This window comes from Blautia sp. MCC283 (genome assembly GCF_018785565.1).
Classification (GTDB): Bacteria; Bacillota; Clostridia; order Lachnospirales; family Lachnospiraceae; genus Blautia_A.
Map to the genome: position 1 here is coordinate 1 of NZ_WQQB01000024.1, position 14212 is coordinate 14212.

Here is a 14212-nt window from a genome sequence, read left to right on the forward strand (position 1 = left end):
AAAAGGCCCTCCTAATGATATTTATTGTATCATAGAAGAACCTTATAAACATTATTTTACAGAAAAAGTTTCATACTCTCTGATCGAATCTTCCAATGGTGCAAAGGCAAGTGCCATCCTGTACAGTCTGGTTGAAACAGCAAAGGCAAACCTGATAAATACTTTTGAATATTTCAACCTGCTGCTTACTGAGATTCCTCAGCACATGGATGACAAAGATCTCAGATTTATCGATGATCTTCTGCCATGGTCACCCAGAGTCCAGAAAGAATGCCCAAGCCGATACAAAAAATCTTGATTTTTCAATGTGCATACCTATTCTATAAAGTCTGTTCAATCCCCGCATTTTAGCGGGGATTTTTGATACCCGGTACTCATGTTTGAGGATTTACGAAGCATTCTCCTGAGGAGTGCATCCTTTAATTCTGGACTATAGTTCATAGTGAAAGCTCCCTTCCTGTGATAGCTATATACTACCACAAAAGTAATTGCCTTTCACTGACAACTATCCTAACACACAGGGAGTCTTCCCCTAGGACCTCACAGAAATATTCAATCAGTGGTTATGTTTTTGTTTTAATTTATTCAAAAAAGTTGTAATTATCGGATAAAATGTAGAATCTTTCTTAATTTCCCAATAAATTATAGATACCCCTAAAAAGAAAGCTCCTCCAAACAATATTTCAAGTATATTTCTTTGAAGCAATGAAGTATCTTTAATAAGAATTGCTACTTTCCGAACTAAACTATACATTACTATACCAAAAATAATATATTGAAAATTTTTTCCTATCATTTTTAACGTATTCAAATACTTAAAACATACAAAAATCTGAATAAAACATACGATTAATTCTGAAATAAGAGTTGCATACACAGCTCCTATTGCATCGAATTTTCTTATCAATGAATAGTTCAAAATCAGATTAATAAACGCTCCAGCAAATACTGATATAATATAATATTTTTCATTATCGTTTGGAATTAAAATCTGATTTACCAAAACCGTTGAAATAGCTTTAAAAAAAATCACAAATGCTAAAAAAGAAATAAGTGAAACGCATGGTTGAAACTCTCTACCAAAGAAAAGTGGAACAAACTCCTGCGATACTGCCAGAATTCCAAAAGCAATCGCTGAACACATAAACAGCACTAAAGAAATAGATTTTTCTACTACTTTTTTATATTCTATTATTTTGTTTTCAGAAATCAATGATACTATGCGTGGTAATGATACTGTCCCCAATCCAGTAATTATTCCTAATGGTATATTAACTATTTTATCTGCACTGGAATAATATCCTACCTGTTCATATGTGCTCAATAAACCTAGCATTGTTTTATCCATTTGCTGGTAAATGCTCATAGCAACAACCGGAATAAAAAGTGCAATACATGGTTTTATATGAGTAATCATTTCATAAAAAGTAGTTTTTATTCCTTTAACATATTTTTTTACCTGTGAAATAAGATATATATCACTTAAAATTGTTCCTATTACTAAAATAAATGCATATATTAATATATCCTTCCGAGTTCTCACAAATATAAATATGCCTAGCAATGTAATTAACTTTATAATCAAATTTCTGGTAACAGTCAACTTGACTTTTTCTATTCCCCAGAAGAACCAATTTATATCTATGAAACAATTTATAATCCATAATGATTCTATAAAATATAATGATTTATTTTCAGGAATACACAAGCTTACGAATAATAAATAGATGGCAACCACTACCGTTGCCATCAAACACTGTAATTTTCTTATACTTGAGAACGTATGAGCTAACTTATTTTCATTATGTTTTGTGGCTGCAATCATTTTACTGCCATAATTATTGAAACCAAGCATTGCAAAAATCGTAAAATAATTTGCAATATTAGCAGCATATGTATATGTTCCCAATTGCTCTGCTCCCAGAACACGATTAATGTATGGTGTCGTAATTAAAGGTAACGCTGTTGCCAACACCTGATATCCCGTCTGGTAGATAAAATTTTTCTTCAGACTAGCCACAATCTGTCCCTCACTTTATGTTTATTTTCCTATTATCTGAATTCTTTTTTTCTTATTTTTGTATCGTTTTACGATGTCTAAAAAATATTTTGCATTAGAATATTTATATACTTTATTTACGCCTGTTTTCTTTTTTAATTCTACTGCCTTCTCTATCCAGAATTTAGGGTAATCAATTACAAACTGCTGAACCAAAGTTCTTTCTATCTCCAATAACTTCTTATATTCTTCTGGATTACTATTCAAATAATTAATTTTTTCTATTGCATCTTCAGCAGTAAAAACCCAAGCTTCTTTTGGAAGTACCTGTCCACAAATAATATCACTTGGTGAAAGCAACACAACTGTTCCTAAAGATATTGCTTCAATCGCTCCATTTCCTCTTGTCTGTCTTCCTCCAACTTTTAGATAATATTTTGCTTTATACATTTCAACAAGATTATTTTTTATATTCTGTTGATGAACTAAAATAGGTTCTCCTGTAGCCTTACTTATTGGTTCAAATTGTGGAATGTTTCTTACTGGTCTTTCAGTAGTCGTGTTAATCTCTCCATAAATTCCAGTCTTTTCTACTTTACCAAACTCATCATATAAGACTCTTTCTAAATGATCTTTATTAACAAAAGTATAAGGGAAATCAATCACCCCATGTACTAGGTCATTTTCCCCACGTATCAGCTGGTTTAAACAGACATCGTATCCAAAATAGACTTTATCTAACATGAAATTGGCTTCTCCAATCATATACGCCCATAATACTTGTGGATACTTTTGAACAATTTGTGTCGGTACAGAAACATTTATCGAAATGACTACATCATATTTACTCCAGTTAATACTACTACATTTAACAGCATAATATCCATTTGGTTTATCACTTCCTGGCTCATGAAAATCCATACCCTTAACAGCTTTAACTGTCTGTGTTTTTAATTTTCGAAACTCCTTAACCATTTGGGGCATAACCTTTTCCCACACGTGACATTCTGAAGTATTTTCTTCTTCTACAATATAAAAATCACAATCATACTCATCAAATAAACTAATTGGACCAACACGACCTGCTGATGAATACAATAATTCTACCGGCGACATATCTTTATTTCCAACATATAAATCTTGATATACATCTTGTTTTACTAAAGCAATTTTCATCTTAATCATTTTCCCTTTCGTTACTTTCATATATTTTTCACAGATAAAACATTAGATTTTTAATTCACCATTAAATATTTTGCATACAAAGAAAGTAAAAAACATTGATAATACTAATCCCCCAGTGAAAGCCACTGAAGCAAGTAATGACCCTCGTAAAATATATGTAGTCATTCCGGCAAACAAACAAAATAGTGATATTTTAATTGGATCACATGAATAACTCCACTGATCTATTTTATAAACCATTCTTCCCAACAGTAAAAATCCCAAAATCACCCCCCATATACTAAACGCTGTATACAATTCTGCTACCAAAGGAGTACTAACATTTAATTGCCACGAGCCAAAATATTTCATTACAATTGAACCTGTTCCTTCAGCCTTTCCCTTCCATATACTCCGCGGTAGTAAAAAAAATAGTGCAGAAAATATATTCAGTCCATAAAAAATATGATTATTTTTTACGTATTTTATACTTGCCATTAAAAGCTGATGTGCGTCAAAATCTACATGATTAAAATTAATAGTTCTATTCAACAATATATCCATAAAACTGGTCATATGCCTTGTTTCTGAAAACATTAAACAAAATCCTAGGAAAAAAGCACCAAACAAAAGGGATTTATATTTACTTTTTCGCAAGCCAAACGATGCAAAAACAACATATGTTCCTAACAAAATAAAACGTGCCAAGCTCCCCCAAAGAGGAAAATAAATCACAAAACATATTATCCAGATAATACTTCTGCATATTTGTTTTATTTTTCCTCCTTTAGTAGCGTCAATTAGTAAAAGTAATATAGATGCCACTGGTATATATCTTAAAATATTAAATAACTGAATTGTCATAGAGGATTCAGAATTTGATACATGAGCAATATTACCCGTCAAACCTAATATAATAATTGCTCCAATACTTAATATCGTCACCGCTTTTGCAGAAGATAAACTCATTTTAAAATAATTATTTTTTTCTACAATTCTTTTATTTATTTTTTTATGACTTTTATATCCCAATTCAAAAAAAAGAATTGAAAGAAAAAGTACAATATTAGCATAAAGATATTCAGAATCTAAATATTTTAAATTCATGCCTGAATAATTCCAAAATATTGTCTTTGAAGTATACTGTTGCATTGGTGCCATAAAATGAAATATAAATGCAAAAGTATATCCAATCTTTCTGATACTAACTGGATATTGATCCCAGATTATTAATCCAAATAATATACTTCCGTTAATTATAAAACTAACAATCACCAATTTATCAGAATTGCTATAATCTAATCCTATTAAAAAGAATATAACTATCATAAAAATCCCAATATACACAAAAGCATCTATTATTATACTTTTTTTTACCATTAATTTTTTATTCATTTAATACACTCTCTATATAATTATTTTTGCAGCAATATTTCAACTTTATAATACATTTCACATAGGCAATTGGACGCTTTAATAATTCTTTTTGTCGTTTTAAATATTATATAACAACTTAAATATTTATATTTCTCCCCATTCATGTCTCTGTAGTATTTTTACATAGGATTCTGACATTTTTTCAATAGTGTAAAATTCAGCTGTTTTAAAACATTTCTTTCTCATTTCTTTATAGGAATTTTCGTTATTTAATATTAATGTCAATTTTTCAGCCAATTTTTTTGCATCATCAGCTGGTATAATATAACCATTTTTTTCATTTTCGATCATTTCAAGACCTGCCATACACTTATCTGTTGTAATCACTGGTAAACCATAAGCAAGTGCCTCATTTATAACAAGCCCCCATATATCCTCTCTTGTTGGCAAAGCAAAAACGTCTGCTACGTAATAATATTCCTTTAAAATATCTTTATTTTTAAAATCAATAAAATGTACATTATCCAAATTCATTTTTTTTCTTAAAAGAATATATTCCTCTGTTGCTTTCCCACCAACAATATATATTCCAATTTTTTTGGATAAATTTAATGATGCCTCCATCAAAATATCCCATCCTTTTCTTGGAATAAACTGACCTACACCTAATACGATTTTTTCTTCCGTTATTTTTAATTTCTTTTTTAGTTTTTGCTTTTCTGAATTATTAAGTACCCTCATTATAAGATCACTATGTTTTAATGATGTGAATGGATATCTATGTATTTTCTTCTCATTTGCGCCATAATGAATCAAATATTGATCGGTCATCTTACTTGGTGAAAAGTATCCTTTTGCCCCTCGTATAAAATGTTGTTTTATATATCTTTTTATTTTCTTGTCATCTTTTATAAATCCACCATCAGAACTTAGATAATACGATATTTTATGGATTTTCATATATTGAATAGCCAACATTCCTGTTAATGTATAATATGCACCAACAACAATTTCATCAAACTTTCCTTTTCTTATTATTGAACAAATTTCAGGACAAAAAGCTGCTTCGTTTCCATATTCTTTTCCATTTATAAACATAGCTTTAAAATTAAAAAAACTTGAAGAAAGCCAAGAATCTTCTCTGTCAGAAGCTGTACGTCTTTCAAAGACAACTGTCAAATCCATATTTTTTCCAAGTTCATTAAAAAAATCAATTTTATAAGGAACGGGCAAATTTGTCATATATAATATTTTTTTCATTTCATTATTTTCCTATATAATTTAATATAACAATTAACCATTTGTTTGTAATCATATTGTTCATTAACTGTTTCTATTTTTTTCGATATACAATCAACAATTTTACTTTTTACATTTTCTAAATCCCCTACTTTACATACAGCACCTGTTTTTTCAGTAACAACCTCCGGGCTTCCACCTGTATTATAAGTAATTATCGGCGTACCACACGCAATTGCTTCTAGGTTTGTAGTTGGAAAATTGTCTTCATATGTTGGGTTAAAAAATACATTTGCTCTTGTATATATTCCAACCAATTCCTGTATATTTTGCGTTCGTTCAATACCAATAATCGTATCTGGTAATTCTTTAATTTGTTTTTGCATTAATCCAACCAGAACTATCCTGTACTTAGTTCTATCCAACATCTTCTCAAGTTTAATAAAATCTTTTAGTCCTTTTCGATCAGTCCATTCACTCGCCACTCCAAGGATTACATATTTCCCCTGCAAATTATATTTTTCTTCAAAGTCTGTTTTCGTAGGATGAAATATATTTAAATCAATACCGTTATAAATCACTTCAATTGGATATTCTTTAAAAAAAGACTGTTGCACTATATTTTTTAACCATTTGCACGGAGTAACTATTGTTATATTTAAATTTGTAAATAAATACCTTTTTTTCTCCCAATTCCAGTGGGAATTATCTTTTATCAATGACGAAGGATACGTTTTCTTTTGTTCACAATCATAGCATCCTGTCTTCCATTTTTCACACCCAACCATATCAAAGTATGCACAGTGACCAGTAAATGCCCAACAATCATGGAGTGTCCATACCACTTTTATATTGTTTTCCCTGATATAATTAAACAACAGTTCAATATTTAAATAGTATCCATGTAGATTATGCAAATGAAGAATATCTGGTTTTATTTGCTGTAGTTTTCCTATCAACTTTCTTGTCACTTTTTTGGAGGCAAACCCTGTTTTATCGGTAATTCTCGTATAAACACCATGCAATTTCACTCCAAATTCATCCAAAATTGCTATCTCACGCTCATTTTGTGCGGCACGTCCTCTTCCCCAAAACACATAAGAATCATATTGTTCTTCTAAAAGCTGATTATGAATATTCATCATAATGTTTCCTGTAGCTTTATAGGGAAATGTATTTATCTGTACAACTTTTATCTTATCGTACTTCACAACTTTAATATCTCCTCCACATATCTTTTCTCACTATCTTCTTTTGTCAGGTTGTTCTCTAAATTCTCGCGGCTTCTGGTTTCCATTCCCTTCAGATCTCTAGTTTCAACGTTCTCAATAAACCAACAGATACTTTTTTCAACGTTGGCATACTCTCCCCACTCTCATCAAAGACATTCTGTCCATTTTTCCTTTTAACATATTCTTTTCTTTATATAACTAGAAATCTTATTAACTACCCATGCACCAATAATACTTAATCCCAAAAAAGAACACATTCCCATAACACCTTTTTGTGGTAATCTTAACAATCTAAAATGGACCAAGTACAATTCATAAGAAATTTTGCTCACAAGCGCAATAAAACCACTATTAAAAATTCTCCTAAAACAATATATAAATCCGATAAGTGCCATTGCAAATGATACTTTCATTCCAAGTTGTATGCCCTGCCATAAAACCGTATCCCCTTGTATTCGAATTATTGGAATCTGTTTTGTCATTAACAATACTCCTCCAGTAATCACCAATGTAAATAATATACCTTTATTTGTCAGCACTTCTCTCGCACTTTCATAATTATCTGATATCCATATACCTATCAAAAAAGATAAAGCCTGTTCTGCCCTTAATCCACTTCCTGCCATCGTACACGCAATGAAAACCATGATACTTGTAACACTCAAAATCCAATATCGTTTCGCATACATTCCTGGGATACTAATAATTAAATAAAATACTAAATACCAAAAAAGAATGAAATCCAAATACCAATAATATGGAATCTCAATTTTAAAGCTGCACAAAATTTGTAGGCCTATCACAACCATAGATACTATTAAGTATGGTATTAAAACTCGCACAACTTTTTTCTTCCAGTATCCCCCCGACTTCTTTTTCTTGTAAGATTCATTCAGCCCGTATCCTGAAAGAATCAGAAACATAGCCACACCAATTCCACCAAGGGGGTGTAAGATATCTAATTTCAAATCCGCCAGAAACATGCTGAATAATAATAATAATAATGGCCGCAATAGCTCTACAAATGTTTGTATGTTGAACAGACATAAATTTATAATCGTTCTCTTGTTTATCCTCAAAAAGAACCCCCACCATCCAAAGTGCACATAAAAGTATTAAGAATATCACTAAGTTCTTCATTTTTCTCCTTTACAGCTTCAGAATCTCTTCTGCGTACTTTCTCACCGACACGTTTCTGGTCAGATTCTTCTCCAAATTCTCACGGCTTCTGGCTCCCATCGCCTTCAGTTCACCACTTCCCACATTCTCAATAAACCAGCGAATATTTTCCTCAACCTGGTCATACTCACCCGGCTCACAGCAAAGACCGCCGTGTGTATCTTCAAGCAGGCAACGAACTTCAGATCCTGATTCTAGGACTCCTAATATTGGCTTAGCCGCCGCCATGATTCCGTATGCTTTTGATGGGCAACTTACGCCTTTAATGCCTTTTGCATTCACACACCAGTGAACGTCACCCGCATTCAGGCTGTAAATCAGGTCAGCTTTATCCTGGTACGGAATGAAAGCCACATTATCCATGTGATGCTGTTTTACATACTGCACCAGTTTGTCCAATACGGAGCCCGCACCAACAAAAGCAAATACGACTTCTCGGCCATCTGCCGTCTTCGTACCCGGTTTGAATCGTTCTATGACCTCAATCAACTTTTCAAGATCATAGTACAGGCCTATGTTGCCGGAGTACATAATGACGAACTTGCCATCCAGACCGTACTTCTTCTTGAAAGCCAGAACCCTCTCGTTATTTTCATCCAGCGGATAGATCTCGTTCTCGTCGATCCAGTTGTTGATCATAACGGTCTTCGGAATCTTCTTACCCTTGAAGCGGTTCTCTACCGTCTCCACCAGATCGCGGCCGACTGTAATCACAAGGTCGCTGCGCTTGCAGCTGAACTTATCAAACCACATCATGGCATCGGTGATAAACTTGCTTTTGGTGTAACCAACAGCCAACACCTGCTCCGGGTTAAAGTCCTGAATGTTATAAATGTACTTGGCGTGTTTCATCCACTTGCCCCAGACGCCCAGCAGCCCACCAAGGATTGGAGGCTGTGAAATGGAGAATACATAATCCATCTTTCCGACCTTGAAGGTCGCACACATAGCTCCAAAGAAATAAGAAACAATGTTCTTCACACGGCTCTTCTTATTGGTCTTGCTGAACTCCGGTACTCTTATCCTTAAAACTTTTACCCCGTTGATTTCTTCTTCGTAATACTTCTGCGTCTTGTATTTATCTTCAATAGTTCCCAAGTAACTCGGCACTACGCAAATAACCGTAATGTTAAACTTATCCAGCATACCCTCCGCCAATTCACGGAGGATCTGCCCCGTTGACGCAGTATCTGGAATATAGTAATGAGCATAAATCAGTAAATTCTTCTTATTTGGCATTCTGCTATATTCCTCTCAAAATCTTTATATCTAACCATCAATATAATTTCAACACATTGTTTTCTCGCATATCTCTACCACACAAACTCCGTATCCCAAACATCCACCCCAGAATCCTGGTAAACTCTCAACAACCGCTTCCTCAACTCTTCCTTCGTAACTCCCTTTTTCAGAATCACCTGGAGGAAGCCGCCGCCTCCGGCGCCGGAGATGAATTTTCCGTCGATGAGGTCTTCGCAGGTGGCGAAGATCTGATCGATGCAGGTGTTGGTTGAGCCTTCGTCCAGTTTCTTTGAGACTTCCCAGTGTCTGTTCAGAAGCTGTGCGAATGCGTCGATGTCTCCTTGTTCCAGTTCATAACGCATCATGACGGCCAGGTGTTTCATTTCTTCCAGTGCTTCTCTGGATTCTTTGCGGCCTCCGATGTAGTTGCCTACTACGTAGCGGAGGAGGTTTCTTGCCAGGCGGCGCTGTCCTGTGTAGATCAGGGCGAAGCGTTCCTGGAGTTCTGTTTTTGTGGCTTCATCCAGTTCCGGGTATTCCACACGAAGTTTCTGTTTCATACCAGGGCGGGAAGTGATATATTTTACGCCGCCGGTCAGGCCTCCGACCTGATCCTGCCAGCCGCCGCCTGTGCTCATGATCTGCTCCAGGTTCAGGACCAGCTCATATACATCGGAATCCGTCCAGTTTGTTCCGAGAAATTCTCCGATGGCGCGGACAGCTGCTCCGGAAAGGATGCTGCTGGTTCCCAGTCCGGAACCTTTCGGCACGCCTTTTACCCGGGTTGACATATAAAATCCGCCGCCGAGTCCGTCCAGGATTTCCTCCAGATCTGCCTCGCCTTCCATAGGGATCATGCCGCAGGCGATCAATGCTGCTTTGTGAAGGGCAAAAGAATCGTACGGATTATGGCAGTCCTGGATTTCCGCGGCTGTAGTCACGATTCCGTATGCATCCAGATCGAGGCTGGCGAATTCGATGTGTTTTTCCGGAATGCGTTTCAGTTCCACCTCGATAGGTTCCTGTCCATTTAAAAGGATCGCGGCATTTAATACCACACCGCCTTTTTCATTACAGTATGGTGGGGTATCTGTCCAGCCGCCGCCCCAGTTCACACGTACAGGAAGGCATACTTTTACTTCGTCTTTCGCAATGTGGTAGTGATATACCTGATTTACATTGCTTGATCTAAAAATTTCCTGCTGAAGTACGGAAAAACATTTCTGTTCGATCTGGTCATAACTGATTCCGTGAAATGTTTTGTTCATGAATTTCATAGAGCGGGAAATGTCATAAAGCACGCGGATCTTTTCCTCAAAAGGAAGTTCTTTTTCTGCCATATCCATCAGTATGTCGAACTGTTTCTCATTGATCTCAGCTACGCCAAAAGTCTTCAGGGCGTCCACATAATGCTCCCCGTTATTTACTCTCTCCAGAAAATGTTCTACAAGAATCCGGTTTTCCAGTTCTTCGCTCCACGGAACGAGCATGGATGCATCTGCCATTCGGAAGGATTCTTCCAGTGAATAACGTTTTTCCTGTTTCCACAGCGCCACTTCTTTTTCATCTGCGGTTCCCTGACTCATATGGAAAAGAAGAAGTGCCCAGGATACTGCTTTTTCCTGACTGTCAGACGCCGGATACAGCTCTGCTTTCCACAGAGAATGATCTTGCGTTTTCCAGATATCTTCTGTTTCCAGGCCATTATTTTCCAAAAGGCTCCGGAGATTTCCAGCCAGAAAACTTCCGCTTTCTTCCAGTGTTTTTTTCGGGTTGTCCTTGCTTCCGTAAGCCCGGACAAGATGTTTTCCGTTTTGTTCTGTTTTTCGCAGTACAACTCCGTGAAGTACCATGGATGGAACTTCCACATCTTTCAGTTCCAGGCAGGAAACCACACTTCCTTCCCGTAAAACCGTGTTTCCTTTCAGCCAGCTGTTCTCCACGTAACAGTGGTCTTTAAGCTGTACTGTTTTTTCTATCAGGGAGTTATGTACTGCTGCTTTTCCCTGCATTTCTGTCTGATAATTGGTGAATACCATCGGCTTCCAGTCCAGGTATTCATAATCGGAAATCTCTTCTGTCAGCAGGCTCAAAAGTTCCCACGTTGTTCCAAAATGGATGAATTCCGCCGGTGACAGACAGATCAGTTTCAGGCTGAATTTATGAAGGGCATTCCAGATTTCAGTTCTGCATGTTTTTAACTTCTCGCAGAAAGTGCCCTCCGGCTGTTCCTGATAATACCGTTCCAGGGTAGAGTCCTCTGCCAGCGGATACAGAAAATCGCCATATAAGCTGATCCGTGACTCCTCGTTGACAAAAAGATCGTACTTTTCTTCATCGATCTGTCCTTCGGTCTGCACCAGTGACAGAAGGGCTTCCATCAGTTCCACGTCAAAAAGAACGGCTCCTGTATCCAGGTCTACATTTCCCTGGCTGTTTACAGCACCCATTTCTTTCAGGGTTTCTACCTGCTGTTTGTGAAGAAATTTTTTCACATAGTCTTTTCCGTTATTGAGGAAAACGCCATGATCTTTTCCGATTTCTACCGGAGATTTCATGGAGATCGCAGCTGCCCCTTTAAACTGAGCATCGATCTGAAGGGGATTAAATAAAAGAAGGACATCGCCGGAAAGCACCAGCATTCCCTCACGAAACCGGGATGGTACTCCTGCCATGCCTAGCAAGAACTCGTCAAACAGACTGGACGCTCTTCCATCCGGCAGCTCACGGGGTACCGGGGAAAAAAGCTTTCCGCACACAGAGTACTGTGGAACGCGCTTGCTGTCTCCGCCGGAATGAATGACCAGAATTCTCTTATTATGAAAATCTCCTGAAATTTCTTCGATCTCTGCAAGTTTTCGCAGTACCTGCAGGGTTGCGCCTCCGGATCCTACACGTTTTCCGTCAGGATCAGGAAGAACCAGATATTTTGTTTTGCATGGAAGCACATGTTTCTCCTGCCGATATGCGATCTGGCTTCGGAACGCCTCCGCCTGTTCTTCGTTGGATGCTGTCAGTACAATATAATCCCACTGGGCAAAACTCTTCTTGCGCAGTGATCTCTGATAGTCCTGCCATGCATCTATGTAACTCTGTCTCAAAAACAGGTTTTTCATCTTTTTGTATCGATCATTTATCATATTTATCATCATCTGTCTTTGCAGATGCCTTTCGTATCTTTTATGCGTTTTTATTGCTGTAAAAAAATAACTTCAAATACACTCCCGCCCATTTTTTCAGGACGGCCATTCTTCGCCGTGCCCGCATTTCCTTTGGGAATGCACACACGACAGGCGGTATTCAACCTGACAGAGTTTATCGCTGATACGCTCCGTTTGCTGCTTTCGCATTATTATTCAGCACGGCTAAGCCGATGCACTGACTTTATGGCATTTTTTCTTCGAATGTCATAAGGTCAATCCACCTGCTTTTCTGGTATGCTGGTTTTTATTTTTCTGTTTCCGGCTGTTCCAGTTTTCCGAACTGGATCAGACATTTCCTGCCAAGATTTCTTGCCGCATTCAGATATCGGTTTCCCTGATGTCCGTTTTCGCAGCAGCATATCCCGGTTCTGCTGTCCGTTGTGAGAAGTTTTCCGCCGCATTTTGCACAGGTTGTGCTGATCCCGGAAGCGTGTACTTCGATAACGAGAATGCCTTTTTCCCAGGCTTTGTACCCGAGATACTGGCGGATCCTTGTACTGAGATGAAGTGGCTTCCAGTTTCCGGCTCCCTTCATTACGTTTCTGGAATATTTCTGGTCATATCTTGGAAGTACGATCACGGATGCCTGCTGTTCCAGTGCAAAACCTATGATCTGGCTGCTGACCTGATGGCCATAATGTTCTGACAGGTGTTTCAGATGCATCCAGTATTTCTGGTCTGCTTTTCCCTTCTGGTTGCCTGCTGTGGCCTGCTGGGATTTCCGGATTTTTTCCAGAATGCGCCGGCAATGATGGCTATATTCTCTGCCTCCGCCCCAGAATTTCACTGCCTGTTCCTGTCCCTGACAGTTCAGCACGCTTCCCACCGCGAATGCATTGCTGTTTGTAAACTGTATGCTTAAAATATTGCAGTCTTCTTTCATTCGTTGTTTTATGGTGGCTGTATTCCCGCTTTCTTTCTTTACGGGGACATGGAGCATGTCGTATTTGTATTCAAAAACTACGGATGGTGACATCAGAGCGGCATTCTCCGGGAATTCTCTGCCTGACAGTCTGCAATGCATCCAGAACCATTTTTTTCCGCTCCAGACCCGAAGTGTGATCTCTCTGTTGGAAAAATCTCTGTACATCCCTTTATAATAGGTAACTGCTGCATTCAGCTTTTCCGCGCGTCTGAAGTTTCCCTGATGCAGATGGCCGATGTAGCTTTTCGCCATTGCGATTCCTTTGTTGGCTGCTGCTCTGCGAAAATACAGCGGGATTTTTTCCCAGGGCAAAGGTTCTTCCGGTATGCGTCCTCCCCGGCCAGGTATGCTTAAGATTTCCAGTTCACGCAAAGTCTGCTGGCTTCCCAGATTCCAGAGTTCTTCATGTTTCAGAAGAAGGTTGTAATAAAAAGTGGCAATCTCGTTGTAGAATTCCTGTGTATTCCTCAGCCATTCCGGATGATCGCACCAGAGATGCAAACGCCAGGTTGTGATGCTGTAACCTTTTTTCGCAGTACTGTTCGTGCCTGGTTCTGGTTGCTTCATCTTTGTTCTCCATTTTTCGAAAAAGTATTATTATATAACTTATCTAAATTATTATTTTTGTCGCTTATCATTTCCATAAGCGACA

10 protein-coding genes are annotated in these 14212 nt (G+C 37.4%); 1 reads left to right on the forward strand and 9 read right to left on the reverse strand.

Features of this window, described 5'->3' with window-relative positions:
- Positions 1–298 (forward strand): transposase domain-containing protein (locus GPK81_RS07300; RefSeq protein ID WP_215706798.1); only part of this gene is annotated, 298 nt, incomplete at its 5' end.
- A gap of 258 nt (positions 299–556) precedes the next feature.
- Here the strand turns inward: GPK81_RS07300 and GPK81_RS07305 are convergent.
- The 9 genes from GPK81_RS07305 to GPK81_RS07345 all read right to left on the reverse strand — a co-directional run bounded on the left by GPK81_RS07305 (position 557) and on the right by GPK81_RS07345 (position 14127).
- Positions 557–2020 carry a flippase gene (locus GPK81_RS07305; protein ID WP_215706799.1) on the reverse strand — a complete coding sequence of 488 codons (1464 nt, stop codon included), beginning with the start codon at positions 2018–2020 and terminating at the stop codon, positions 557–559.
- Positions 2021–2041: 21 nt separating this feature from the next.
- On the reverse strand, positions 2042–3205 hold the full coding sequence (locus GPK81_RS07310; RefSeq protein WP_215706800.1) for a hypothetical protein: 1164 nt from the start codon (positions 3203–3205) through the stop codon (positions 2042–2044).
- A 21-nt stretch (positions 3206–3226) separates the two neighbouring features.
- Positions 3227–4558 carry a hypothetical protein gene (locus GPK81_RS07315; protein ID WP_215706801.1) on the reverse strand — a complete coding sequence of 444 codons (1332 nt, stop codon included), beginning with the start codon at positions 4556–4558 and terminating at the stop codon, positions 3227–3229.
- A gap of 126 nt (positions 4559–4684) precedes the next feature.
- Positions 4685–5800: a glycosyltransferase family 4 protein gene (locus GPK81_RS07320; protein WP_174095876.1), complete on the reverse strand. Its 1116-nt coding sequence runs from the start codon at positions 5798–5800 to the stop codon at positions 4685–4687.
- On the reverse strand, positions 5797–6990 hold the full coding sequence (locus GPK81_RS07325; RefSeq protein WP_174095875.1) for a glycosyltransferase: 1194 nt from the start codon (positions 6988–6990) through the stop codon (positions 5797–5799). Before GPK81_RS07325 ends, GPK81_RS07320 begins: the two co-directional genes overlap by 4 nt.
- A gap of 194 nt (positions 6991–7184) precedes the next feature.
- Positions 7185–8090, reverse strand: coding sequence for an acyltransferase family protein (locus GPK81_RS07330; protein ID WP_215706802.1), 906 nt, complete (start codon positions 8088–8090; stop codon positions 7185–7187).
- A 70-nt stretch (positions 8091–8160) separates the two neighbouring features.
- Positions 8161–8721 (reverse strand): glycosyltransferase, encoded by a 561-nt coding sequence (locus GPK81_RS18690; protein WP_442860743.1) that lies wholly within the window; start codon positions 8719–8721, stop codon positions 8161–8163.
- A 782-nt stretch (positions 8722–9503) separates the two neighbouring features.
- Entirely contained in the window at positions 9504–12572 is a 3069-nt protein-coding gene (locus GPK81_RS07340; protein WP_252196625.1) for a fucose pyrophosphorylase domain-containing protein, read from the reverse strand.
- A gap of 307 nt (positions 12573–12879) precedes the next feature.
- A complete protein-coding gene (locus GPK81_RS07345) occupies positions 12880–14127 on the reverse strand; it encodes a zinc ribbon domain-containing protein (RefSeq protein WP_215706804.1) in 1248 nt (415 codons plus the stop codon).
- Between the last annotated feature and the right edge of the window lie 85 nt (positions 14128–14212).

Excerpts from the sequence above, each read along its gene's own strand:
- GPK81_RS18690 (WP_442860743.1), bottom strand. The coding sequence starts at position 8,721 with ATGTACTCCGGCAACATAGGCCTGTACTATGATCTTGAAAAGTTGATT.
- GPK81_RS07340 (WP_252196625.1), bottom strand. The coding sequence starts at position 12,572 with ATGATAAATGATCGATACAAAAAGATGAAAAACCTGTTTTTGAGACAG.
- GPK81_RS07315 (WP_215706801.1), bottom strand. The coding sequence starts at position 4,558 with ATGAATAAAAAATTAATGGTAAAAAAAAGTATAATAATAGATGCTTTT.
- GPK81_RS07320 (WP_174095876.1), bottom strand. The coding sequence starts at position 5,800 with ATGAAAAAAATATTATATATGACAAATTTGCCCGTTCCTTATAAAATT.
- GPK81_RS07310 (WP_215706800.1), bottom strand. The coding sequence starts at position 3,205 with ATGAAAGTAACGAAAGGGAAAATGATTAAGATGAAAATTGCTTTAGTA.
- GPK81_RS07345 (WP_215706804.1), bottom strand. The coding sequence starts at position 14,127 with ATGAAGCAACCAGAACCAGGCACGAACAGTACTGCGAAAAAAGGTTAC.